The organism is Kocuria salina, from assembly GCF_013368965.1.
Taxonomy (GTDB): domain Bacteria; phylum Actinomycetota; class Actinomycetes; order Actinomycetales; family Micrococcaceae; genus Kocuria; species Kocuria rosea.
Genome location: NZ_SSSF01000008.1, coordinates 200,748 through 223,141 on the forward strand (window position 1 = coordinate 200,748; position 22,394 = coordinate 223,141).

At 74.0% G+C, this 22,394-nt stretch carries 26 protein-coding genes; 23 read left to right on the forward strand and 3 right to left on the reverse strand.

Translation table 11 applies throughout. The features are described from left to right. Nucleotides 1-28 precede the first annotated feature (28 nt). The 9 genes from pgsA (at nt 29) to dapF (ending at nt 7,600) form a co-directional block, all read left to right on the forward strand. Nucleotides 29-634, forward strand: coding sequence for a CDP-diacylglycerol--glycerol-3-phosphate 3-phosphatidyltransferase (gene pgsA, locus E7Z53_RS15680; RefSeq protein ID WP_017832914.1), 606 nt, complete (start codon nt 29-31; stop codon nt 632-634). Next, nucleotides 631-1,125: a CinA family protein gene (locus E7Z53_RS15685; RefSeq protein WP_115162545.1), complete on the forward strand. Its 495-nt coding sequence runs from the start codon at nt 631-633 to the stop codon at nt 1,123-1,125. Before pgsA ends, E7Z53_RS15685 begins: the two co-directional genes overlap by 4 nt. Nucleotides 1,126-1,288: 163 nt before the next feature. Then, entirely contained in the window at nt 1,289-1,720 is a 432-nt protein-coding gene (locus E7Z53_RS15690) for a helix-turn-helix domain-containing protein (RefSeq protein WP_017832912.1), read from the forward strand. Between the two features lie 154 nt (nt 1,721-1,874). Continuing rightward, nucleotides 1,875-2,096 (forward strand): DUF3046 domain-containing protein, encoded by a 222-nt coding sequence (locus E7Z53_RS15695; RefSeq protein ID WP_017832911.1) that lies wholly within the window; start codon nt 1,875-1,877, stop codon nt 2,094-2,096. A gap of 234 nt (nt 2,097-2,330) precedes the next feature. Further along, nucleotides 2,331-3,443, forward strand: a complete 1,113-nt coding sequence (gene recA / locus E7Z53_RS15700; protein WP_017832910.1) for a recombinase RecA — start codon at nt 2,331-2,333, stop codon at nt 3,441-3,443. 8 nt (nt 3,444-3,451) lie between these two features. Next, nucleotides 3,452-4,084 (forward strand): regulatory protein RecX, encoded by a 633-nt coding sequence (locus E7Z53_RS15705; protein WP_176338165.1) that lies wholly within the window; start codon nt 3,452-3,454, stop codon nt 4,082-4,084. Between the two features lie 29 nt (nt 4,085-4,113). Then, a complete protein-coding gene (gene miaB / locus E7Z53_RS15710) occupies nt 4,114-5,643 on the forward strand; it encodes a tRNA (N6-isopentenyl adenosine(37)-C2)-methylthiotransferase MiaB (RefSeq protein ID WP_115162546.1) in 1,530 nt (509 codons plus the stop codon). Next, nucleotides 5,640-6,560: a tRNA (adenosine(37)-N6)-dimethylallyltransferase MiaA gene (gene miaA / locus E7Z53_RS15715; RefSeq protein ID WP_017832907.1), complete on the forward strand. Its 921-nt coding sequence runs from the start codon at nt 5,640-5,642 to the stop codon at nt 6,558-6,560. Before miaB ends, miaA begins: the two co-directional genes overlap by 4 nt. Before the next feature lie 50 nt (nt 6,561-6,610). After that, nucleotides 6,611-7,600 carry a diaminopimelate epimerase gene (dapF, locus tag E7Z53_RS15720; RefSeq protein WP_017832906.1) on the forward strand — a complete coding sequence of 330 codons (990 nt, stop codon included), beginning with the start codon at nt 6,611-6,613 and terminating at the stop codon, nt 7,598-7,600. A gap of 64 nt (nt 7,601-7,664) precedes the next feature. Here dapF and E7Z53_RS15725 read toward each other — a convergent pair whose 3' ends face one another. Beyond that, the gene (locus E7Z53_RS15725) at nt 7,665-8,327 is read right to left on the reverse strand and encodes a class I SAM-dependent methyltransferase (RefSeq protein ID WP_017832905.1); all 663 of its coding nucleotides are present in this window, start codon (nt 8,325-8,327) and stop codon (nt 7,665-7,667) included. A 140-nt stretch (nt 8,328-8,467) separates the two neighbouring features. Here E7Z53_RS15725 and hflX point away from each other — a divergent pair, with 140 nt between their 5' ends. Then, a complete protein-coding gene (gene hflX, locus E7Z53_RS15730; RefSeq protein WP_017832904.1) occupies nt 8,468-10,096 on the forward strand; it encodes a GTPase HflX in 1,629 nt (542 codons plus the stop codon). A gap of 4 nt (nt 10,097-10,100) precedes the next feature. Continuing rightward, entirely contained in the window at nt 10,101-12,179 is a 2,079-nt protein-coding gene (locus tag E7Z53_RS15735; RefSeq protein ID WP_017832903.1) for an ATP-dependent DNA helicase, read from the forward strand. 149 nt (nt 12,180-12,328) lie between these two features. On the opposite strand, the gene lexA is transcribed toward E7Z53_RS15735, so the two are convergent. Next, nucleotides 12,329-13,027, reverse strand: coding sequence for a transcriptional repressor LexA (gene lexA, locus E7Z53_RS15740; protein WP_440941488.1), 699 nt, complete (start codon nt 13,025-13,027; stop codon nt 12,329-12,331). Nucleotides 13,028-13,452: 425 nt separating this feature from the next. On the opposite strand from lexA, the gene E7Z53_RS15745 reads away from it, so the two are divergent. From E7Z53_RS15745 to E7Z53_RS15775, 7 genes are all read left to right on the forward strand, one after another. Beyond that, nucleotides 13,453-13,881 carry a hypothetical protein gene (locus E7Z53_RS15745; protein ID WP_095651565.1) on the forward strand — a complete coding sequence of 143 codons (429 nt, stop codon included), beginning with the start codon at nt 13,453-13,455 and terminating at the stop codon, nt 13,879-13,881. A 90-nt stretch (nt 13,882-13,971) separates the two neighbouring features. Continuing rightward, nucleotides 13,972-15,075 carry a histidinol-phosphate transaminase gene (locus E7Z53_RS15750; protein WP_176338167.1) on the forward strand — a complete coding sequence of 368 codons (1,104 nt, stop codon included), beginning with the start codon at nt 13,972-13,974 and terminating at the stop codon, nt 15,073-15,075. Between the two features lie 144 nt (nt 15,076-15,219). Beyond that, on the forward strand, nt 15,220-15,849 hold the full coding sequence (hisB, locus tag E7Z53_RS15755; RefSeq protein WP_017832899.1) for an imidazoleglycerol-phosphate dehydratase HisB: 630 nt from the start codon (nt 15,220-15,222) through the stop codon (nt 15,847-15,849). Then, nucleotides 15,846-16,631, forward strand: a complete 786-nt coding sequence (gene hisH, locus E7Z53_RS15760) for an imidazole glycerol phosphate synthase subunit HisH (RefSeq protein WP_176338168.1) — start codon at nt 15,846-15,848, stop codon at nt 16,629-16,631. Before hisB ends, hisH begins: the two co-directional genes overlap by 4 nt. Then, the gene (locus E7Z53_RS15765; protein WP_017832897.1) at nt 16,628-16,789 is read left to right on the forward strand and encodes a hypothetical protein; all 162 of its coding nucleotides are present in this window, start codon (nt 16,628-16,630) and stop codon (nt 16,787-16,789) included. Before hisH ends, E7Z53_RS15765 begins: the two co-directional genes overlap by 4 nt. 60 nt (nt 16,790-16,849) lie before the next feature. Then, nucleotides 16,850-17,602 (forward strand): bifunctional 1-(5-phosphoribosyl)-5-((5-phosphoribosylamino)methylideneamino)imidazole-4-carboxamide isomerase/phosphoribosylanthranilate isomerase PriA, encoded by a 753-nt coding sequence (priA, locus tag E7Z53_RS15770; RefSeq protein WP_017832896.1) that lies wholly within the window; start codon nt 16,850-16,852, stop codon nt 17,600-17,602. After that, complete coding sequence (locus E7Z53_RS15775) at nt 17,599-18,453, forward strand: SseB family protein (RefSeq protein WP_109222405.1); 855 nt, start codon at nt 17,599-17,601, stop codon at nt 18,451-18,453. The genes priA and E7Z53_RS15775 overlap by 4 nt, the downstream gene beginning before the upstream one ends. Nucleotides 18,454-18,497: 44 nt before the next feature. Here E7Z53_RS15775 and E7Z53_RS15780 read toward each other — a convergent pair whose 3' ends face one another. Beyond that, complete coding sequence (locus tag E7Z53_RS15780; protein ID WP_017832894.1) at nt 18,498-18,908, reverse strand: DUF1844 domain-containing protein; 411 nt, start codon at nt 18,906-18,908, stop codon at nt 18,498-18,500. A gap of 105 nt (nt 18,909-19,013) precedes the next feature. Here E7Z53_RS15780 and E7Z53_RS15785 point away from each other — a divergent pair, with 105 nt between their 5' ends. The 5 genes from E7Z53_RS15785 to E7Z53_RS15805 all read left to right on the forward strand — a co-directional run bounded on the left by E7Z53_RS15785 (nt 19,014) and on the right by E7Z53_RS15805 (nt 22,392). Continuing rightward, entirely contained in the window at nt 19,014-19,310 is a 297-nt protein-coding gene (locus tag E7Z53_RS15785; protein WP_017832893.1) for a DUF503 domain-containing protein, read from the forward strand. A 364-nt stretch (nt 19,311-19,674) separates the two neighbouring features. After that, complete coding sequence (gene infC / locus E7Z53_RS15790) at nt 19,675-20,628, forward strand: translation initiation factor IF-3 (protein WP_241975713.1); 954 nt, start codon at nt 19,675-19,677, stop codon at nt 20,626-20,628. Between the two features lie 156 nt (nt 20,629-20,784). Further along, entirely contained in the window at nt 20,785-20,979 is a 195-nt protein-coding gene (rpmI, locus tag E7Z53_RS15795) for a 50S ribosomal protein L35 (protein WP_017832891.1), read from the forward strand. A 94-nt stretch (nt 20,980-21,073) separates the two neighbouring features. Next, nucleotides 21,074-21,463, forward strand: a complete 390-nt coding sequence (gene rplT / locus E7Z53_RS15800; protein WP_031282709.1) for a 50S ribosomal protein L20 — start codon at nt 21,074-21,076, stop codon at nt 21,461-21,463. A 14-nt stretch (nt 21,464-21,477) separates the two neighbouring features. Beyond that, nucleotides 21,478-22,392: a TrmH family RNA methyltransferase gene (locus tag E7Z53_RS15805; protein ID WP_017832889.1), complete on the forward strand. Its 915-nt coding sequence runs from the start codon at nt 21,478-21,480 to the stop codon at nt 22,390-22,392. Nucleotides 22,393-22,394: the final 2 nt, after the last annotated feature.

A 22,394-nucleotide genomic window follows, 5' to 3' on the forward strand; every position in this document is an offset into this window, starting at 1 on the left:
GTCCCACCCACCAGGAAGCGAGCACCAGATGAGCCCCGCGGACCCGGCGTCCAACCTCAACCTGCCGAACGCGCTGACCGCCCTGCGCATCGTGCTGGTGCCCTTCTTCGTGTGGTTCCTGTGGGTGGGAGGCACCCAGGGGGAGGACTCCCTGGGCATGCGGTGGGCCGCCCTGGCGGTCTTCGCGGTCGCCATGTACACGGACAAGCTCGACGGCGACATCGCCCGGGCCCGCGGGCTGATCACCAGCTTCGGCAAGATCGCCGACCCCATCGCCGACAAGCTGCTGACCGGCGCCGCGTTCGTGGTGCTCTCGATGCTCGGCGAGCTGTGGTGGTGGGTGACCGTGGTGATCCTCGTCCGCGAGTGGGGGATCACGCTCCTGCGCTTCGTCGTCATCCGCTACGGCGTCATGGCCGCCTCGAAGGGCGGCAAGCTCAAGACCGTCCTGCAGACCGTGGCGCTCCTGCTCCTGCTGCTCCCGCTGGTGCCCCTGGTGGGCGCGTGGTGGCCGTGGCTGGGCTGGATCGCGATGGGGGCGGCCCTCGTGGTCACGGTCGTGACCGGCGTGGACTACGTGGTCAAGGCGGTCCAGCTGCGCCGCCGGGCGCTGGCCGGGCGGAACGCGGCGTGACGGAGCCGCAGCCGGCCGCCCGGGCGCTCGTCGAGGAGGCCGTCCGCCGGGCGCTGACGGTCGCGACCGCGGAGTCCCTCACCGGGGGAGCGCTGGCCGCCGCCGTCGTCGACGTCCCCGGGGCCTCGGCCTGCTTCGAGGGCGCGGTCGTCTCCTACTCCAACCGGGTCAAGACCGAGGTCCTCGGCGTGCCGGCCCGGCTGCTCGCCGAGCGGGGCTCCGTCGACCCCGAGGTCGCGGTCGCCATGGCGGAGGGCGCCCGCCGCCGCCTCGGCACGGACTGGGCCGTCTCCACCACGGGCGCCGCCGGCCCCGAGCCGCACGACGGCAAGCCGGTGGGCACGGTCTACCTGGGCGTCGCGGGACCGGGCGGGTCCACCGTCCACGAGCTGGCCGCGGCGGGGGGCCGGGCGGAGATCCGGGCGGCCGCCGTGCGCGCCGCCCTCGAGCGGCTCACGGCGGCCCTGGTGCTCCCAGCCAACTCACAGTGAAAAACCGCCTCCTGCGGGGAAGAATGGAACCGTCAGCGGGGTTAGCAATGATCGCAGGCTCGAGTTGAGCCGATCGAAGTCAAGATGTCGACCGGCCGGCGCCGAGGCACCGCCCGCAGCAGGCGGTGAAGCTGCCGCACACACGAGGAGACGAGCGATTCACATGACCAAGCAACCCGTGTCCGTCAATGGCGTCGTCCGTTGGAAGGACGTGGGCCTCGACGAGGACGACAGCACCGAGACGAAGGACATGAAGATGGGTGTACTCCGCCAGGAGATCGGTGAGGTCCTGCGCAGCGTCCGCCAGCGCCAGGGACGCACCCTCCGAGAGGTCTCGCACAGCGCCCGCGTCTCCCTCGGCTACCTCAGCGAGGTGGAGCGCGGACAGAAGGAGGCCTCCTCCGAGCTGCTCGCGTCGATCTGCGCCGCGCTCGACATCCCGATGTCCCAGATGCTGCGCGAGGTCGCGGACCGGCTGGCCTACGCCGAGGGCCTCCTGGTCCCGGACACCGTGCCCAGCGACCTCACCGAGCAGTACTCGCGGGAGTTCGGCCGGGTCAACGGCGGCGAGGCCGCCGCGGCCGGCGCCCGCTGATCCGCCCGGGCGGCCCGCCGCCCGCCCACGACGTCCCGGAGGGCTCGTCGGTCCCAGGACCGCCGGGCCCTCCGGCCTGTGCCGGCCCCGCCGCCCGGATGGCAGGATGGACGGGCACGACCCCCGGCCGGCAGCACGACGAAGGAGGACGCGGATGAGGCTGAGCAGCTTCTGGCAGCTCATGGCCGACGAGTTCGGCGCGGGCTACAGCAGGGTCCTGGCCCGGGACCTGGTGCTCGGGGAGCTCGAGCACCGCACGGCCGCCGAGGCCATCGAGGCCGGCGTCGACCCGCGGACCGTGTGGTTCGCCCTCTGCCGGGCCCAGGACGTCCCCGAGTCCCGCTGGTGGGGCGTGGACCGCCCGCCCCGGGACTGACACCCGCCGGGCTCCCGGCGCGCCCGTGGACCCGCGACTGCTTCGAAGGTATATTCGAAGCAGCGGGTCGCGGACTGCACAGCCCGGTCCGTCCCGGGACAGTGGTTCCCGCTCCTCCCCAGGCCCCGCGCGAAGCCTTACGGTGTCCGACCACGGCGATACCGTGGAACACGAAAAGACCAGCAGCAACGGTTCCGGCCGCACCGGCGGAACCCCCCGAACACGAGGTGGACCATGGCAGCCAAGGGCAGCAACAAGCAGAGCGCCGACCAGCAGTTCGGCAGCGACCGCGAGAAGGCTCTCGAGACCGTTCTCGCGCAGATCGACAAGAACTACGGCAAGGGCTCGGTCATGCGCCTGGGCGACCGTCCGGCGACCAAGATCGAGACCATCCCCACCGGGTCCATCGCGATGGACGTCGCGCTGGGCATCGGCGGGTTCCCGCGCGGGCGCGTCGTGGAGATCTACGGCCCGGAGTCCTCCGGCAAGACGACCGTGGCCCTGCACGCGGTCGCCAACGTCCAGAAGGCCGGCGGGATCGCCGCCTTCATCGACGCGGAGCACGCCCTCGACCCCTCCTACGCCGAGAAGCTCGGCGTGGACACCGACAGCCTGCTGGTCTCGCAGCCGGACACCGGTGAGCAGGCCCTGGAGATCATGGACATGCTCGTCGGCTCCGGATCCATCGACATCATCGTCATCGACTCGGTGGCGGCCCTGGTGCCCAAGGCCGAGATCGAGGGCGAGATGGGCGACAGCCACGTGGGTCTGCAGGCCCGCCTGATGAGCCAGGCGCTGCGCAAGATCACCGGCCGGCTCTCCCACTCGAACACCACCGCGATCTTCATCAACCAGCTGCGCGAGAAGATCGGGGTGTTCTTCGGCAGCCCCGAGACCACCACCGGTGGCAAGGCGCTGAAGTTCTACGCCTCGGTCCGCGTGGACGTGCGCCGCATCGAGACCCTCAAGGACGGGGCCAACCCGGTGGGCAACCGGACCCGCGCCAAGATTGTCAAGAACAAGATGGCGCCGCCCTTCAAGCAGGCCGAGTTCGACATCCTCTACGGGGAGGGCATCTCCACCGAGGGCGGGCTCATCGACATGGGCGTGGAGCACGGCATCGTCAAGAAGTCCGGGGCGTGGTTCACCTACGAGGGCGACCAGCTGGGGCAGGGCAAGGAGAACTCGCGCCGGTTCCTCAAGGACAACCCGGAGCTGGCCGAGGAGATCGAGCGCCGGATCCTGGTGAAGCTCGGGGTCGTCGAGGAGCCGGAGACCGCCGAGGAGACCGCGGAGGAGCAGCCCGTGACCGGGCTGCCCACCGAGGTCGCCGGCCCGGCCTTCTGAGCGGGTCCGTGACCGAGAGCCCGTACGACCGCCGGCGCCGCCGGTCCTCCGCCCGCCACCGCGGGCCGGAGGGCCCGGCGGCGTCGTCGTCCCCGGCCCAGGACCCCGAGCCGGACGCCCGGGAGGTGGCCCGGGCGATCGTCCTGCGCCAGCTCACCGCCTCGGCGAAGAGCCGCAAGCAGCTCGAGGACAAGCTCGCCGACCGCAACGTCCCCGAGGACGTTGCCCGGGAGGTGCTGGACCGGTTCGAGGAGGTCGACCTCGTCGACGACGCCCAGTTCGCGGAGCTCTACGTCCGCTCCCGGGCCGGCTCCCGCAAGCTCTCCCGGTCCGCGATCCGGCGGGAGCTGGCCACCCGCGGCGTCACGGGGGAGATCGCCGAGTCGGCGCTCGAGCAGCGCACCGACGAGGACGAGCGGGCGGACGCCGCCGAGCTGGTGCGCCGCAAGCTCCCCGCCGGGGCCGAGCTCACCGACCGCGCCGAGCGGGACAGGGCCGTGCGGCGGCTGGTCGGGATGCTCGGGCGCAAGGGCTACCCGCCCGGGCTGGCCTTCGCCGTGGTGAAGGAGGAGCTCGAGGCGCGCTCCGGTGCCGCGGTCCAGGACGACGAGATGGGTGAGGAACACCCGGAGACCCCGTGACCGGGACCGCCCCGTACAATTGTCCGGTGATGTCGACCCCCGCAGCCCTTTCCCCGGACCCGACCGCGTCCTCCGGCGCGCCCGCCCCGCGCTCCTACGAGGTGCGCACGTTCGGGTGCCAGATGAACGTCCACGACTCCGAGCGGATCACGGGTCTGCTCGAGGCCGCCGGCTACGTCCCCGCCGCCGGCGGCGAGCCGGACCTCGTGGTGTTCAACACGTGCGCCGTGCGCGAGAACGCCGACAACAAGCTCTACGGCAACCTCGGCCAGCTCGTGCCCGCCAAGAAGCGCAACAAGGACCTGCAGATCGCCGTCGGCGGCTGCCTCGCGCAGAAGGACCAGGACACCATCCTCGAGCGGGCGCCGTGGGTGGACGTCGTCTTCGGCACCCACAACATCGGCTCGCTGCCCGCCCTGCTGGAGCGCTCGCGGCACAACGCCGAGGCGCAGCTGGAGATCCTCGACGCCCTCGAGGTGTTCCCCTCGACGCTGCCCACCAAGCGGGACAGCGCCTACTCGGGGTGGGTCTCGATCTCCGTGGGCTGCAACAACACCTGCACGTTCTGCATCGTCCCGTCCCTGCGCGGCAAGGAGAAGGACCGGCGGCCCGGGGAGGTCCTCGCCGAGGTGCAGGCCCTCGTGGACGACGGGGCGGTCGAAGTCACGCTCCTGGGGCAGAACGTGAACTCCTACGGCGTGGAGTTCGGGGACCGCGGGGCGTTCGCCAAGCTGCTGCGGGCGTGCGGGCAGATCGAGGGCCTGGAGCGCGTGCGCTTCACCAGCCCGCACCCGGCCGCCTTCACCGACGACGTCATCGACGCCATGGCGGAGACCCCCAACGTCATGCCGCAGCTGCACATGCCCCTGCAGTCCGGCTCCGACCGGATCCTCAAGGAGATGCGCCGCTCCTACCGCTCGAAGCGGTTCCTCGGGATCCTGGACACGGTCCGCGAGCGCATCCCCGAGGCCGCGATCACCACGGACATCATCGTGGGCTTCCCGGGGGAGACCGAGGAGGACTTCCAGGCCACCCTCGACGTCGTGGCGGCCTCCCGCTTCTCCTCGGCGTACACGTTCCAGTACTCCGTCCGGCCCGGCACCCCCGCGGGGGAGATGGCGGACCAGGTGCCGAAGGCCGTGGTGCAGGAGCGCTTCGAGCGGCTCGTGGCGCTGCAGGACCGGATCGCCGCGGAGGAGAACCGGGCGGTGGTCGGCCGGCAGGTCGAGCTGCTCGTCACCGCGGAGGCCGGCAAGAAGTCCGAGCAGACCCACCGGCTCTCGGGCCGCGCGCGGGACCAGCGGCTCGTCCACTTCTCCGTCCCGGAGGGCGCCGAGGTCCCGCGGCCCGGCGACTTCGTGACGGTCGTCGTCACCGGCGCCGCCGCCTACCACCTCGTCGCCGACCCCCGGTCCCCGCAGGACTACGCGCTGCGGCGCTCGCGGGCCGGGGACGCCTGGGACCGCCGCCAGGCCGAGTCCTGCGGGGTCCCCGCCGCCCCGGGCGCCGCCGGCCCCGGGCCCGTGAGCCTGGGCATGCCGGGCCTCCCCGTCCGGTGACCCGCTCGGAGCTGCCGGTCGTCGCCGTCGTCGGGCCCACGGGCACCGGCAAGACCGCCCTGGGCGTCGAGCTCGCCCTGCGGCTGGGCGGGGAGGTCGTCAACGCCGACTCCATGCAGTTCTACCGCGGGATGGACATCGGCACCGCCAAGGCGACCGCGGAGGAGCGGCGCGGTGTGCCCCACCACCTCCTCGACGTCCTCGACGTCACCGAGGAGGCCTCGGTCGCGGACTTCCAGCGCGCCGCCCGGACCCGATTCGCAGAAATCCGCGTCCGCGGCCGGGTCCCCGTCCTGGTGGGCGGCTCGGGACTCTACGTGCGCGCGGCCCTGGACGTGCTCGAGCTGCCCGGCACCGACCCCGCGGTGCGGGCCCGGATCGAGGACGAGCTCGCGGCGCGGGGCCCCGGCGCCCTGCGGGAGCGGCTGCGCCAGGTGGATCCGGCGTCCGCCGCCCGGCTGCAGGACGAGCGGCGGCTGGTGCGCGCCCTGGAGGTGTGGGAGCTCACCGGCCGCCCGTTCACGTCCTTCATGCCCCGCCGCGAGCACGTGGAGCCCACGGTGCAGATCGGCCTGGACCTCGAGCGTGCCGCGCTGCACGACCGGCTCGCCCGCCGGGTCGGGGCCATGGTCGAGGCCGGCCTGGAGACCGAGGTGCGCGCCCTGGCGGCCCGCGGGCTGCGCGAGGGGCGCACGGCCTCCCGTGCCCTGGGCTACGGCCAGTTCCTGGACGTGGTGGACGGCCGCGCCACCGTGGCGGAGGCGGTCGAGGCCACCGTGGTGGCCACCCGCCGCTTCGCCCGCCGCCAGCGGACCTGGTTCCGTGCGGACCCCCGGGTGCACTGGCTGGACCCGTCCGCGCCCGGCCTCGCGGAGCGCGCCGCGGACGTCGTCGAACGGGTCGCGGCCGGGGGCTGAACCGCGGACCCGGCCGCGGACCGGCGGCCGGGTCCGCGTATCATGGCCGGGTGACTTCCGCCCAGAGCCCCACCGCCCAGCACGAGGACACCCGCCCCGCCCCGGACACCGCCCCCGGCGCCGACGCCGGCCCCTGGGGGGAGCTCCGGGGCCGCGCCTTCGCCAAGGGCCACGGCACGGGCAACGACTTCGTGCTGCTGACCGACCCGCACGCGGAGCTGGCCCTGGACGCCGAGCTGGTGACCCTGGTGTGCGACCGCCACCGCGGCATCGGGGGGGACGGGCTGATCCGCGCCGTGCGCTCCGAGGCGATCCCCGAGGGGCGGGCCGTCCTCGAGGCGGCGCCGGACGCCGAGTGGTTCATGGACTACCGCAACAACGACGGCTCCGTCGCCGAGATGTGCGGCAACGGGGTGCGGGTCTTCGTCCACTACCTGCTCCAGCGGGGTCTCGCCGCGGTCCCCGAGGGGGACGTGCTGCGCATCGGCACCCGCGCCGGGGTGAAGACCGTGGCCCGCACCGACTCCGGCTACGCCGTGGACATGGGGCCGTGGACCTTCCTCGACGGGGACGCGGCCCGGTCCCGCGGCTCGGACGCCGTCGTGACCGCCGAGGGGCTGAAGGTGCCCCGCCCCGCGCTGTCGATCGGCATGGGCAACCCGCACACCGTCGTGGCGCTCGCGGAGGGGGAGAAGCTCGACCAGCTCGGGCTGCACACTGCTCCCGTCGTGCGCCCGGAGCCCGTGGACGGGACCAACGTCGAGTTCGTGGTCCCCGCCGACGGCGACGACGACGGCGTGGGCCGGGTGCGGATGCGCGTGCACGAGCGCGGCGTGGGCGAGACCCAGTCCTGCGGGACGGGCGCGTGCGCCGCGGCGGCCGCGACCCGCTTCTGGGGCGGCGCCACGGCCCCCGACCAGTGGCTCGTGCAGGTGCCCGGCGGGATCGTCTCCGTGACGTTCGTCCCCGCGCCCGACGGCGCCGAGCACGTGGTGCTGGCCGGACCGGCCGTGCTGGTGGCCGACGGCACCTTCGTCTGAGGCCTGAGGCCTGAGGCCTGAGGCCTGCGGTTCGTGGGGTGGGACCCGGCCCGGTGCCGGTCGCTCAGTCCCGCCGTTCGACGAGCAGGACCCGGAACCCCTTGTCGGTCGTGTGCCGGGAGACCCGGAAGGCGGCGCCCAGCGCGGTGCCGAGCCACTTCTGCAGCGAGTCCGCCCCGAGGTTCTTCTGCACCACCAGCCACGCCGTGCCGCCCTCGGCCAGCCGCGGCAGCCACTGGAGCAGCAGCTCGTGCAGCTGCTGCTTGCCGATCCGGATGGGCGGATTGGACCAGATGGTGTCGAAGCGCCGCTCCGCGGGCACCTGCTCCGGCAGCAGCGCCTCCACGCCGGTCAGGCCCAGGGCCGCCGCGTTGTCCCGGGTGAGCCCGAGCGAGCGCTCGTTGACGTCCACGGCCGTGACCCGGGCCCCCGGGGCGGCCCCGGCCAGGCTCAGCGCGATCGGGCCCCACCCGCAACCGATGTCCAGGAGCTCCGCCCCGGCGGGGTCGGGAACATTTTCCAGCAGCACGGACGTTCCCTTGTCGAGACCCCGCGGACTGAACACCCCGTTGGAGGTCTGCAGCGAGACCTCCCGCCCCCGCAGCCGCACGGCCACGGACCGCCGCACCTCGGGGACCGAGGGGTCCTCGGAGAAGTAGTGCTCGGTCCCCGGGTTGGGGGTCGCCGGGCCGGCCACGGGATCGGGGGAGTCGGGAGGCGGTGCCATAGCGCCCCATGCTACCGACAGCGCCCGCCCCGCACGCACCGGGAACCGGCGCGGACCCCGCCGGGACGCCCGGCTCCGACGCCGGGATGTCCGGCACCGCCACTAGAATGTACTGATCAGCATCCCGTCCGAAAGGAACCATGACCCACCCCCGTGAAACCCCTGCCGAGCCCCGCGACGCCGCGGAGCCCGAGAACGGCCTGAGCCGGCAGGACCTGGAGGACGTCGTCGAGCGCGTGCTGTCCCGGGCCCGTGCCCGGGAGCAGGCCGCCGGGCAGGACACCGCCCCCGAGGACGACTCCACCGCGCCGGGCCGGTTCTCCGGCCGGGCCCGGGAGCTGGCCGACGCCGAGGACGGGCACACCGTCCACGACGGCGACCAGCAGGACCTCGAGGAGCGCCGCGCCCTGCGCCGCGTCGCGGGCCTGTCCACCGAGCTCGAGGACGTCACCGAGCTCGAGTACCGCCAGCTGCGCCTGGAGCGCGTGGTGCTGGCCGGACTGTGGACGGAGGGCACGCTCGCGGAGGCCGAGAACTCCCTGCGCGAACTGGCCGCGCTCGCCGAGACCGCGGGCTCCGAGGTGCTGGACGGCATCGTCCAGCGCCGGCTCAAGCCGGACCCGGCCACGTACCTGGGCTCGGGCAAGGCCAAGGAGCTGCGGGACATCGTCGCCGCGACCGGCGCGGACACCGTCGTCGTCGACTCCGAGCTCGCCCCCTCCCAGCGGCGCGGGCTGGAGGACGTCGTGAAGGTCAAGGTCATCGACCGCACGGGTCTGATCCTCGACATCTTCGCCCAGCACGCCAAGTCCAAGGAGGGCAAGGCCCAGGTCGAGCTCGCCCAGCTCGAGTACCTGCTCCCGCGCCTGCGCGGCTGGGGCGAGTCCCTGTCCCGCCAGGCCGGCGGTCGCGCCGCCGCCGGTGAGGGCATCGGCTCCCGCGGCCCCGGTGAGACCAAGATCGAGCTGGACCGCCGGCGCATCCGCACCCGCATGGCCAAGCTGCGGCGCGAGATCGCCGCGATGAAGCCGGCCCGCGAGACCAAGCGGCTCAACCGCCGCCGCCACTCCGTGCCCTCGGTGGCGATCGCCGGCTACACCAACGCGGGCAAGTCCTCGCTGCTGAACCGGCTCACGGACGCGGGCGTGCTCGTGGAGAACGCCCTGTTCGCCACCCTGGACCCCACGGTCCGCCGCGCGCAGACACCGGACGGCATCGGCTACACGCTCTCGGACACGGTCGGCTTCGTCCGCTCGCTGCCCACGCAGCTCGTCGAGGCGTTCCGCTCCACCCTGGAGGAGGTCGCCGACTCCGACCTCATCCTGCACGTGGTGGACGCCTCCCACCCGGACCCCGAGGGCCAGATTCGCGCGGTGCGCCAGGTCTTCACGGACATCGACGCGCAGAACATCCCCGAGATCATCGCCCTGAACAAGGTGGATGCCGCCGACCCGTTCGTGGTCGAGCGGATCAAGCAGCGCGAGCGCAACGTGGTGGTGGTCTCGGCCCGCACCGGGGAGGGCATCGAGGAGCTCCGGCAGCGGATCAGCGAGTCCATCCCGCGGCCCGAGACGGTGCTGGACCTGCTCGTGCCCTACCAGCGCGGGGACGTGGTCAGCCGGCTGCACGACTGGGACGCGGAGATCCTGCGCACCGAGCACCTGCCCGAGGGCACCCACCTGCTCGTGAAGGTCCGCGAGGACCTCGCGGCCGAGCTCGCGGAGTTCGCCCCCGAGCGCGCTCCCGGCTTCGGCGCCGAGAGCGCCTGAGCGCGTGGCCGCCGCATTCGTGGACGAGTCCGGGCACGACGTCTCGGGCGTGCGCCCGGAGACCCTGCCCGGGGCCAAGGACTCCCTGGCCCTGCTGGACACCGCCGTGACCGCGATGGGCGGGCAGGTCCGGGACGGGCAGCGGCTGATGACCGCCAAGGTGGCCGAGGCCCTGGACCGGGGCCGGCACCTGCTGGTCCAGGCGGGGACCGGCACCGGCAAGTCCCTCGCGTACCTGGCCCCGCTCGTGGAGCACGCCCAGCGCGCGGACAAGCCGGTGGTCGTGGCCACCGCGACGCTCGCGCTGCAGTCGCAGATCGTCGGCCGGGACGTGCCGCGCCTGCTGGCCGCCCTCGAGGGCGAGCTCGAGCGGGACGTGGACGTGGCCCTGCTCAAGGGCCGCAGCAACTACGCGTGCCTGCACAAGATCGAGGGCGGCTACCCGTCCGACGACGAGCCCGGCGCGCTCTTCGCGCTGCCCGACGCCGCCCCGCACCCCGGCCCGCCGCAGCCCGAGGCCGCCGAGAACCCCGGGCGGCTCGGCCAGGAGGTCCAGCGCCTGCGCGAGTGGGCCCGCGAGACCGGGACCGGCGACCGGGACGAGGTGCTCCCCGGGGTCAGCGACCGCGCCTGGCGCCAGGTGTCGGTCACGGCGAAGGAGTGCCTGGGCCGCAGCTGTCCCCTGGTCGAGGACTGCTTCGCGGAGCTCGCCAAGCAGCGGGCCGGTGAGGCCGACATCGTCATCACCAACCACGCCCTGCTCGCGATCAACGCGTTCGAGGGCATCACGGTGCTGCCCGAGCACGACGTCGTGGTCATCGACGAGGCCCACGAGCTCCAGGACCGGGTGACGGGCGCCGTCACCGGACAGCTCTCCGCGGCGATGGTCCGCTCGGCCGCCGCGTCCGCGCGCAAGCACACCTCCGCGAGCCCCGACTCGCTCACCGCCGGGGCCGCCAACCTCGAGGCCGCCCTGATGGGCGCTCCCGCCGAGCTGCTGCACCGCGGCCTCGGGGACGCCCAGGCGGCGGCCGTGGCCCAGATCCGGGACGCCGCCCGCACCGTGATGACCGAGTCCAAGGCCGGTCCCGGGGAGAAGGACGGGGACGCCGGCCGGCAGATGGCCCGCTCCCGGGTGAGCGACGTCCTCGACCTGGCCGAGCGGATCCTCGCCGCCGAGGAGCACCGCGAGGTGCTGTGGATCTCGCGCCAGGGCGGCTGGGAGCCGGGCCGCGGCTACGTGCCCGCGGAGGACACCGACCCGGCGACCCTGCACGTGGCCCCGCTCAGCGTGGCCGGCACCCTGCGGGAGGGGCTCTTCGACGGGCGCACCGTGGTCCTCACCTCCGCCACCCTGTCCGTCGGCTCGTCCTTCGACTCCGCCGCCGGCGCCCTCGGCCTGCGGGGCGAGGGCGCCCCGCGCTGGGAGGGCGTGGACGTCGGCAGCCCGTTCGACTACCCGAAGCAGGGCATCCTCTACCTCGCCAAGCACCTGGAGAAGCCCGGCCGCCGGCTCACGGAGGCCCAGCTGGACGAGATGCTGGCCCTGCTGGAGGCCTCCAGGGGCGGGGCCCTCGGGCTCTTCTCCTCCCGCCGGGCGGCGGAGGAGGCGGCCGAGGCGCTGCGCGGGCGCACCGACCTGCCGATCCTGTGCCAGGGGGAGTCCTCGCTCGCGGGACTCGTCCAGGAGTTCACCGACGACCCGGCCACGAGCCTGTTCGGCACGATGAGCCTGTGGCAGGGCGTCGACGTCCCGGGGGCCTCGTGCCGGCTCGTGATGATCGACCGGATCCCCTTCCCGCGCCCGGACGACCCGCTGGCGAGCGCCCGCAGCCGCGCCGCGGAACGGGCCGGCGGCAACGGGTTCATGTCCGTGTCCGCGACGCACGCGGCCGTGCGGCTCGCCCAGGGGGCCGGGCGGCTCATCCGCGCGGGCGGGGACCGGGGCGTCGTGGCGATCCTGGACTCCCGGATCGCGACCGCCCGCTACGGCGGCTTCCTCCGCGGGTCCCTGCCGCCGCTGTGGACCACCACGGACCGCCAGGTGGTGCTCGGCGCCCTGCAGCGGCTCTCCGTGGGCTGAGCACGTCCGGGCTGCCGCCCGGGGTCTCCACGGACCGCGCCGGGCCCGCACGGGGTGCGGACAGCAGGGTGTCCGGACGGCGGCCGGCCCGGACGGCAACGGGCCCCCCACCGGCGGCGGAGGGCCCGGGTGCCGGGGCGTGCGGCGGCTCAGAGGCTGCGCAGCACCGAGACGACCTTGCCCATCACGGTGGCGTGGTCGCCGAGGATCGGCTCGTAGCGCGTGTTCTGCGGCAGCAGCCAGGTGTGGCCGTCCCGCTGGCGGAAGGTCTTGACCGTCGCCTCGTCGTCGAGCAGGGCGGCCACGACGTCCCCGTTGTCGGCGGCGCTCTGCCGGCGCACCACCACCCAGTCGCCGTCGCAGATCGCGGCGTCGATCATCGAGTCGCCCTTGACGCGCAGCATGAACAGCTCGCCGTGCCCGACCAGCTGGCGGGGCAGCGCGAGGACGTCCTCCACGGACTGCTCGGCCGTGATCGGCCCGCCGGCGGCGATGTGGCCCACCAGGGGGACCATCGTCACGTCCGCCGAGGTGGACAGCTCGGCCACGGCGTTCTCGGCGGCGGGACGAGCGGTCCGGCCCGCCGGTGGCGCCGGGGCCTCCTGCGACGGCTCGGCGGACTCCGCCCCGGCGGTCCCGCGCAGCTGCAGGGGAGTGAGCACCTCCATGGCCCGCGGGCGCTTGGGGTCGCGGCGCAGATAGCCCAGCTTCTCGAGCTGGGCGAGCTGGTGGGTGACGCTGGAGAGCGAGGCCAGGCCCACGAGGTCCCCGATCTCCCGCATGGACGGCGGATAGCCGTGCTCGGCGATGGAGCGCTGGATGGCCTCGAGGATGGTGCGCTGGCGCACGGTGAGCCCGCGGCTGCGCGAGCGTGCCCCGGGGCGGGCGCCCTGGGCGCGGGGCTCCTCGGGGGTGGGGGGCTGGGCCATGGGAGCGTCGTCCTTTCCCGTCCGGCTGCAGGTGCCGCAGCCGGTCTGCGCGGTCCCGGTTCCGATGTCGGACCCGGGTGGTTCGATGGGTCCCGGTCGGCAGGCGCAGGGGATCCGCAGCGCGCGCCGGCCGGGGGCCCGGACCTGTCCTCAGCCTAGGCGACACGCCGTGTGTGTTCAAACATATGTACGACCCGCTGTCGACAGCATTCGCAGACACGTGCTAGACATGGGTCATCGGTATTCGAAAGTATGTTCGATCGAATGGAGGCCCGCGAGGGTCGTCGACCGGACCGGTGTTCGAGATCGCCCGCTCCGTGCGGGAACGTCAAGGAGTTCATGTCATGAGTGCCAGTGCCACCCTCACCGCCGTCGTCGCCCGCCGCCGCGAGTCCGCAGGATCCGCCCGGGGGCTCGGCCGTGCGCTCCGGCGGGCCCGTCCCGCCCGCTCCGCGTCCCGCACCCCGCTGACCCTGACCCGCCGCGGCCGCCTGGTGTTCCTGGGGCTGCCCGTCCTGGCCGGCTCCGCCGCCCTGGTGGTGCTCGCCGTGATCTTCCTCGTCCCCTCGACGGCCACGGCCACGAGCGCACCCGTCCCGGGCTCCGGGACCGAGCAGACCACCGTGTTCCCCGGGCAGAGCCTGTGGGAGCTCGCCGTGGCGGCCGATCCGGACCGGGACCCGCGGGAGGTCATGGACGAGATCGTGGAGCTCAACGACCTGGACAGCTCCGTGCTCGTGGCCGGCCAGCTCCTCGAGGTCCCGGCCGCCTGAGCCGCCCGCCCGATCAGCACGCCCCGCTCTGTACACCCCGATCTGTACGCCCCGATCTGTACGCCCCGGGCGGAGCACTAAACTGTCCGGGTGACGCAGAACCTGGACCGACTCAACGCCCTCCCGCTCCGCGACGACCTGCGCGGCAAGACGCCGTACGGCGCCCCGCAGCTCGACGTCGCCGTGGCGCTCAACACCAACGAGAACACTCATCCGGTCCCGGCGGACGTGCACGCGGCGATCGTCCGGGAGGTCACCGAGGCGGCCTGGACCCTCAACCGGTACCCGGACCGCGAGTTCACCGCCCTGCGCGAGGAGCTCGCCGCGTACCTCGGCCACGGGCTCGGGCCCGGGAACCTGTGGGCGGCCAACGGGTCCAACGAGATCCTGCAGCAGATCCTGCAGGCCTTCGGCGGCCCGGGCCGCACCCTGCTCAGCTTCGTCCCCACCTACTCGATGTACCCGCTGCTGGCCTCCGGCACGCACACCGGCTTCGTCGCCGGGGAGCGGGCGGCGGACTTCGGCCTGTCCGCGGAGTCCGCGGCCGAGCAGGTGCGCCGGCACCGCCCCGACGTGGTCTTCCTCTGCTCGCCCAACAACCCGACCGGCACCGCGCTGGGCTCGGACGTGGTCACCGCCGTGTACGAGGCGGGGGAGGAGTTCCGCACCGTCGTGGTGGTCGACGAGGCGTACGCGGAGTTCTCCCACGGCGGCACCCCCACCGCGCTCACGCTGCTCGAGGGCCGGCCCCGGCTGATCGTCTCCCGCACCATGAGCAAGGCGTTCGCGCTCGCCGGCGCCCGCCTCGGCTACTTCGCGGCGGCGCCGGAGGTCGCCGACGCCGTGCGCCTGGTCCGGATGCCGTACCACCTCTCCGCCGTCACCCAGGCCACGGCCCTGGCGGCCCTGCGCCACTCGGAGTCGCTGCTGGCCAACGTGGAGGACATCAAGGTCCAGCGCGACCGGATCGTTGACGAGCTCAAGCGGATCGGGCTGGAGCCGGCCGAGTCGGACTCCAACTTCGTGTTCTTCGGCGGCATGGAGGACTCCCGGGCCGTGTGGGGGGAGCTGCTCGAGGACGGGGTGCTCGTGCGGGACGTCGGGATCCCCGGCCACCTGCGCGTCACCGCCGGCACCGAGGAGGAGACCACCGCGTTCCTGACCAGCATGGAGCGGATCGTCTCCGGCGGCTGAGGGGCCCCGGGGCCGGGTCCTCCCGACCCGGATAGCATGGAGGCAGACCACCACCACCGGGCCCGGGGCGCCGCCGTGCGTCCCGGCCCGGACCATCCGCGGCCCACCGACGGCCGTGCCGCGCCCGCGAGGAGTTCCCACCGAATGAGCGACCAGACCACCACCGGCACCCGTGCGCCCCGCCGCGCCGCCCTGGAGCGGCGCACGAGCGAGTCCACGGTGTCCGTCGAGATCGACCTCGACGGCACCGGCGAGAACGACATCGACACCTCGGTGCCCTTCTACGACCACATGCTCACCGCGCTGTCGAAGCACTCCCTGATCGACATGCGGATCCGGGCGACCGGGGACACCCACATCGACGTCCACCACACCGTCGAGGACACCGCGATCGTCCTCGGGGACGCCCTGCGCCAGGCGCTGGGCGAGAAGGCCGGGATCCGCCGGTTCGGCGAGGCCACCGTCCCGCTGGACGAGGCCCTGGCCAACGCCGTGGTCGACATCTCCGGCCGGCCCTACGCGGTGCACACCGGCGAGCCGGAGGGCCAGCAGTACCACCTCATCGGCGGGCACTTCACCGGCTCCATGGTCCAGCACGTCTTCGAGTCCCTGGCCCACCACGCCGGGATCTGCCTGCACGTCACGCTGCTGGCCGGCCGGGACCCGCACCACATCGCCGAGGCCCAGTTCAAGGCCCTGGCCCGCGCGCTGCGCCAGGCCGTGGAGCCCGATCCCCGGGTCCGCGGCATCCCGTCCACGAAGGGGGCCCTGTGAGCACCGACGGCACCACCGCGACGGACGGCACCGCCGCGACCGACGGCGCCGCCCGGCCCACCGTCACGGTCCTCGACTACGGCGCCGGCAACGTGCGCTCGGCCGTGCGCGCCCTCGAGGCCGCCGGCGCGGACGTGGTGCTCAGCGCCGACCCCGAGGCGGTGCTCGACGCCGACGGCCTCGTGGTCCCCGGCGTCGGCGCGTTCGCCGCCGTCATGGACGGTCTGCGCTCCGTGGACGCGCTGCGCCTGATCGGCCGCCGCCTCGCCGGCGGACGGCCCGTGCTGGGCATCTGCGTGGGCCTGCAGGTCCTCTTCGACTCCGGGGTGGAGCACGGCCGGGAGACCGAGGGCATGGGCGAGTGGCCCGGCGTCGTCGAACGGCTGAAGGCCGACGTCGTCCCGCACATGGGCTGGAACACGGTCGACCCGCCCGAGGGCAGCGTCCTGTTCCGGGGCATCGAGGACCAGCGCTTCTACTTCGTGCACTCCTACGGGGTGCAGGAGTGGGACTTCCCGCAGAGCATCCAGAAGATGCGGCCGCCGCAGGTCACCTGGTCCGACCACGGCGGGCGCTTCATCGCCGCTGTGGAGAACGGGGCCCTGTGCGCCACGCAGTTCCACCCCGAGAAGTCCTCCGAGGCGGGCATCCAGCTGCTGCGCAACTGGCTCGGCACCCTGCCGCGCACGGGACGCCTCGACCACCTCAAGGCCGGCGACCCCCTCGGCGGGGACACCCTGGCCGGCCGGCCGACCCTGGAGAGCCAGGACGGCGCCGCGTGAGCGCGGCCGTCGTCGTCATGGTGCTCGGGGCGTTCGTCGCCGGCGGCGCCATCTCGTTCCACCAGCAGCGCAAGCCGCTGTGGACGGTCGTCCTCCTGGCCGCCGTCGCGGCGGCCCTCGTCGGCTACGGCTGGTACGCCTGGTTCCAGGGCCGCTGAGCCCCGGGCCCACCCCGAACGCCCGCACACCCGCACCCGAGCACCGAGAGAAGAGAACCCATGTCCCTGAGCGAGACCCCCCGCCTCCAGCTGCTGCCCGCCGTCGACGTCGCGGACGGCCAGGCCGTGCGCCTGGTCCAGGGCGAGGCCGGCTCCGAGACCGGCTACGGCGACCCGCTCGAGGCCGCCCTCGCGTGGCAGGAGGCCGGCGCCGAGTGGATCCATCTCGTGGACCTCGACGCCGCCTTCGGCCGCGGCGACAACATCGACGTCCTCCGCCGCGTGGCCGCCGAGCTGGAGCTGAAGGTCGAGATGTCCGGCGGCATCCGCGACGACGCCTCGCTGGAGCGGGCGCTGTCCCTGGACCCCGCGCGGATCAACCTGGGCACCGCGGCCCTCGAGAACCCCGAGTGGACGCAGAAGGTCATCGCCGAGCACGGCGACGTCATCGCGGTGGGCCTCGACGTGCGGGGCACCGTGCTCGCCGCCCGCGGCTGGACCGAGGAGGGCGGGGACCTCTGGGAGGTCCTGGACCGCCTCGAGGAGCACGGCTGCGCCCGCTACGTGGTCACCGACGTCACCAAGGACGGCACCCTCAAGGGCCCCAACCTGGAGCTGCTGCAGGAGGTTGCGACCCGCACCGACAAGCCCGTGGTCGCCTCCGGGGGGATCTCCTCCCTCGAGGACCTCGCCGCCCTGCGCACCCTGGTGCCCTCCGGCGTCGAGGGCGCGATCGTGGGCAAGGCCCTCTACGCGGGCCGCTTCACCCTCGAGGAGGCCCTCGACGTGGCGGGCCGGCCGGGAGCGCGGTGACCGAGCGGCCCCTGCCGGCGCACATCGCCGCCCAGCTCGCGGGCGCGGGCGGCACGGAGGACACCGGCGGCCAGGCCTGGGCCGGGCGCGACCTGGGGGAGGGCACCAGCCACACCCACCGCTTCCCCGACGACGACGGCGCCGCCGCCCCGGCCGTGCTGCAGGCCCTCGAGGACCTGCGCGCGGGGAGGGGGGACGAGTCCGCGGTGGTCGCCGCGTTGGCCGGGACCCGGGTGTTCGTGCCCGTCGTGGCCGAGGTCTCGGCCTCGACCGTGACCGAGGCAGGTCTGGTGGCCGACAAGGAGGCCGACATGGCCCTCGTGTCCCTGCGGGCGGCGGACGGCCGGCAGGTGCTGCCGGTCTTCACGTCCACCGCGGCGCTCGCGCACTGGCACGCCCGGGCGCGGCCGGTGGCCACGGACGTCCGCCGGGCGGCCGTGGCCGCGGTCAAGGACGGCACCCAGCTGCTCGTGCTCGACCCGGGCACGGAGCTCCCGTTCGTCGTGCGCCGCCCGGCCCTCTGGGCGCTGGCCCAGGGCAGGACCTGGACGCCCTCCTACCGCAGCCCGGCGGTCGGGGCGGCCGTGCGGCGCTGCGCCGAGGACCTGCCCGGGTTGCTCGGCGTGGGGACGGCCCCCGGCGACGGGGTGGCCGTGCGCGCTGCGGACGGGGCGGTCGTCCGGGGCGGTGGGGCGGGCCCCGAGCTGGCCGTGGTGCTGTCCCTGCGCGCCGGGCTCGACCGGGCGCAGCTGGACGACGTCGTCGCCCGCTTCCAGGCCCGGCTGAGCGTCGAGCCGGCCCTCGCGGAGGACGTGGACTCGATGCAGCTGCGTCTCACGACGGCGGGCTGACCCGGGGAACCCGGATCAGCCCGCGGCACGCGTGGTGACGGTCCTCAGGTGACGGGACCCGTGAACCGCTCGCCGGGTCCCTGGCCGGGGGCGTCCGGGTAGCGCGAGGCCTCCCGGAACGCGAGCTGCAGGGTGCGCAGGCCGTCGCGCAGCGGAGCGGCGTGCTGCGAGCCGATCTCCGGGGCCGCGGCGGTGACGAAGCCGGCCAGCGCGGTGATGAGCTTGCGCGCCTCGTCGAGGTCCTTGAGCTCCTCCGCGTCCTCGCCGGCGGCGAGACCGCACTTCACGGCGGCGGCGCTCATGAGGTGCACGGCCGCGGTCGTGATGACCTCGATGGCGGGGACCTCCGCGATGTCGCGCATCTGCTCGTCGACGGCGCTGACCGTCTCCTGCGGGATCTCCTGGCCGGACCGTGCGGCGTCGTCGTCGAAGCGGAAGGTGTTCTCGGAAGTCATGTCCCAACTCTGCCACACCGCTGTCCGCCGCCCGGACCGTCCCGGCCCCGCCGGCACTATCCTGCTGGGGAGGCCGGGGGACGGCCGGGAGGAGGCGGGGACGCCGTGTGGATCGGGTGGATCGAGTTCGACGTGCTCCTGGGGGACGTGCACTCCCTCAAGGGCAAGCGCTCCGTGGTGCGGCCCCTCGTCGCGGAGCTGCGCCGCAGGTTCCCCGTGACCGCGGCCGAGGTCGGCCACCTGGAGCTCCACCGCCGGGCCCTGGTGGGCACCGCCGTGGTCGCGGCCGACGCCGCCCGCCTCGTCGAGGTCCTCGACGACGTCGAGCGCTTCGTCGCCGCCCGCCCGGAGACGGAGCTGCTCTCGGCCCGCCGGGCCCTGCACAGCACCGAGGACGAGTGACAGCGCGCACGCCCGCCGTTTCCCGAACCGGCGGCCCATGGGCTAGACTGGTCGGCAGTGTGCAAGTGGAGGAGACTCCCACCCGCGCCGGCCACGGTCCCCGATCCGCTCGGACGACCTGATCACGGCCGCCGGGTCCGCGACGACATCGTCCGCACGACGGCACGGCCGGGAGTTCCCGCGTCCGCTCCGTCACGCAGCGCGCCACTCCCGGGTGGCGCACCGATGAGCCTCCGCTTGCCGACCGCAGCGGGGGCTTTTTGTCGTTGCGGACCGGACCGAACCATGAGGTCCCCGGAAACCTCCGGGCGACCACGCAGAACATCAGGAGCACGGCATTAGCGATCCACGTATCAATGACAGAATCCGAGTCCCCGAAGTCCGTCTCGTCGGACCCGCAGGCGAGCAGGTCGGCATCGTCCGCGTCGAGGACGCACTGAGGCTGGCCCGCGAATCGGATCTCGATCTGGTCGAGGTGGCGCCCAACGCCAAGCCGCCGGTGGCCAAGCTCATGGACTTCGGCAAGTACAAGTACGAGGCCGCGGTCAAGGCCCGGGAGTCACGCAAGAACCAGACGAACACGGTCCTCAAGGAGGTCCGGTTCCGGCTCAAGATCGACACCCACGACTACGAGACCAAGGTCGGCCACGCCAAGCGGTTCCTCGGGGCCGGCGACAAGGTCAAGGCCATGATCCAGTTCCGCGGCCGCGAGCAGCAGCGCCCCGAGATGGGCGTCCGCCTGCTCGAGCGCTTCGCGAACGACGTCGCGGAGGTCGGCGCGGTCGAGTCGAGCCCCCGGGTCGACGGCCGCAACATGGTGATGGTCGTGGGCCCGCTGAAGAACAAGGCCGAGGCCAAGGCCGAGGCGCGCCGCCAGAAGCAGCGCGACGAGGCGAAGGCCGAGAACGAGCGCAAGGCGAAGGACAAGATCGACACGTCCTCCGCGGCGCCCGTGACCCAGTCGATCGGGGACGCGTTCCCGGCCGAGCTGCGCGAACGGGCCGGGCAGGCTGAGGAGCCGGTGCAGCAGCCGGCCCCGGAGCCCGAGGTCCAGGAGCCGGCACCGGCCCCCGAGGTCCCGGAGACGGCGCAGGCCGCCGCCCCCGAGCCCGAGGTCGCCGAGCCGGAGGCGCCCGAGGCCGTCGAGGCCCCGGAGCCCGAGGTCGCGGAGGCGCCCGAGGTCGTCGAGGCCCCGGCGCCGAAGGCCGCCCCGAAGCCGCCGGCCCCGAAGGCCCCGGCGCCCACGGCCCCGGCCGCGGCGCCGAAGGCTCCCCGGCCCGGTCCCAAGCCGGGCGCCAAGCCCGGGCCCCAGGCCTGAGCGGCGCACGACCTTCCGCGCGAGCGGAGCAGAACTGACAGCGCCCCGCGGCGCGCAGCCGGTCCCGGTTGCGCCCAGGGGCACCGTGGAGGTGCGGCGGACGTCGCCGTGCCCTCCGGTGGCCACCACCGGAAGAAACGCAAGGAGAGCGGCCACATGCCGAAGATGAAGACCCACAGCGGGGCGAAGAAGCGCTTCAAGCTCACCGGTACCGGCAAGGTGAAGCGCCAGCAGGCCAACCGCCGCCACTACCTGGAGCACAAGTCCTCGCGGCTGACCCGCCGCCTGGCCTCCGACCAGATCGTGGCCCCCGGCGACGCCAAGGTCATCAAGAAGATGCTGGGCAAGTAGTCCCCACCGCATCCCCCGGGGAGTCCGACTCCCCGCCCCGCACAGATTTGACCTCCCGGCCGCGCGGCCGGGACCGAAGTGAAGGAGTACACACGTGGCACGTGTGAAGCGGGCGGTCAACGCCCACAAGAAGCGCCGGGAAATCCTCGAGCAGGCCTCCGGCTACCGCGGCCAGCGCTCGCGCCTGTACCGCAAGGCGAAGGAGCAGGTCACCCACTCGTTCGTCTACAGCTACAACGACCGCCGGAAGCGCAAGGGCGACTTCCGCCGGCTGTGGATCCAGCGCATCAACGCCGCGGCCCGCGCCAACGGCCTGACCTACAACCGCTTCATCCAGGGCCTCAAGGCCGCCGAGGTGGAGGTCGACCGCCGGATGCTCGCCGAGCTGGCCGTGAACGACCAGCAGGCGTTCGCCGGTCTGGTCGAGATCGCGAAGAACGCCCTGCCGGAGGACACCTCCGCGCCGCGCGAAGCCGCCGCCTGAGCACAGTCGGAGCAGTGAACCTCACGGAGCGCCTGGCCGCCCAGCCGATGTCCAACCCCCGAGCCGATCGGGTCAGGGACGTCGCGGGACTGGCCGGGCGCTCCGCGCGTTCCAAGCGCGGGCTGTTCCTCGCCGAGGGCCCGCAGAACGCCCGCGAGGCCCTCGCCCGGCATCCGGAGTCCCCGTGCGTGGACGCCGTCTACGTCACCGAGGACGCTCTGGGCCGCCACCCGGACATCGCCGCGCTCCTCGAGCGCGTGGCCGAGGACCGCTCCGTGTTCGTGCGCCTCGTGACGCGGGAGGTCCTCGCCGCGATGAGCGACGCGGTGACCCCGCAGGGCGTCGTCGTCGTGTGCCGCCCCCTCGACGCGGACCTCGGGGCCGTGCTCGCCGCCCGGCCGCGGCTCGTGGCCGTGCTGGCCCGGGTCCAGGACCCCGGCAACGCCGGCACCGTGCTGCGCGCGGCGGACGCCGCCGGCGCGGACGCGGTGGTGCTCACCGCCGGCAGCGTGGACGTCTACAACCCCAAGACCGTGCGCTCGACCGCCGGCTCCCTCTTCCACCTGCCCGTCGTCGTGGGCGCCGACCTGCCCGCGCTGCTCGGGGCCGCCCGCGCCGCCGGGTGCGGCGTGCTGGCCGCCGACGGCCACGGGGACGTCGACCTCGACCGCCTCCAGGACGCCTCCGCCGCCCGGGCCGCCGGCGCGGACGGGGTCGACACCCCCTACGACCTGGCGCGTCCCACCGTGTGGCTCTTCGGCAACGAGGCCCGGGGACTGTCGGAGGAGGAGAAGGCGCTGGCCGACCACCGCGTCGCCGTGCCGGTGCACGGCCGGGCGGAGTCCCTCAACGTCGGCACCGCCGCCACCGTGTGCCTCTACGCCTCGGCCCGGGCCCAGCGGCGCCCCGGCGCCGGGGACGGGCACTGAGC

Excerpts from the sequence above, each read along its gene's own strand:
- pgsA (WP_017832914.1), top strand. The coding sequence starts at position 29 with ATGAGCCCCGCGGACCCGGCGTCCAACCTCAACCTGCCGAACGCGCTG.
- E7Z53_RS15690 (WP_017832912.1), top strand. The coding sequence starts at position 1,289 with ATGACCAAGCAACCCGTGTCCGTCAATGGCGTCGTCCGTTGGAAGGAC.
- E7Z53_RS15695 (WP_017832911.1), top strand. The coding sequence starts at position 1,875 with ATGAGGCTGAGCAGCTTCTGGCAGCTCATGGCCGACGAGTTCGGCGCG.
- recA (WP_017832910.1), top strand. The coding sequence starts at position 2,331 with ATGGCAGCCAAGGGCAGCAACAAGCAGAGCGCCGACCAGCAGTTCGGC.
- miaB (WP_115162546.1), top strand. The coding sequence starts at position 4,114 with ATGTCGACCCCCGCAGCCCTTTCCCCGGACCCGACCGCGTCCTCCGGC.
- E7Z53_RS15725 (WP_017832905.1), bottom strand. The coding sequence starts at position 8,327 with ATGGCACCGCCTCCCGACTCCCCCGATCCCGTGGCCGGCCCGGCGACC.
- hflX (WP_017832904.1), top strand. The coding sequence starts at position 8,468 with ATGACCCACCCCCGTGAAACCCCTGCCGAGCCCCGCGACGCCGCGGAG.
- E7Z53_RS15745 (WP_095651565.1), top strand. The coding sequence starts at position 13,453 with ATGAGTGCCAGTGCCACCCTCACCGCCGTCGTCGCCCGCCGCCGCGAG.
- hisB (WP_017832899.1), top strand. The coding sequence starts at position 15,220 with ATGAGCGACCAGACCACCACCGGCACCCGTGCGCCCCGCCGCGCCGCC.
- priA (WP_017832896.1), top strand. The coding sequence starts at position 16,850 with ATGTCCCTGAGCGAGACCCCCCGCCTCCAGCTGCTGCCCGCCGTCGAC.
- E7Z53_RS15780 (WP_017832894.1), bottom strand. The coding sequence starts at position 18,908 with ATGACTTCCGAGAACACCTTCCGCTTCGACGACGACGCCGCACGGTCC.
- rpmI (WP_017832891.1), top strand. The coding sequence starts at position 20,785 with ATGCCGAAGATGAAGACCCACAGCGGGGCGAAGAAGCGCTTCAAGCTC.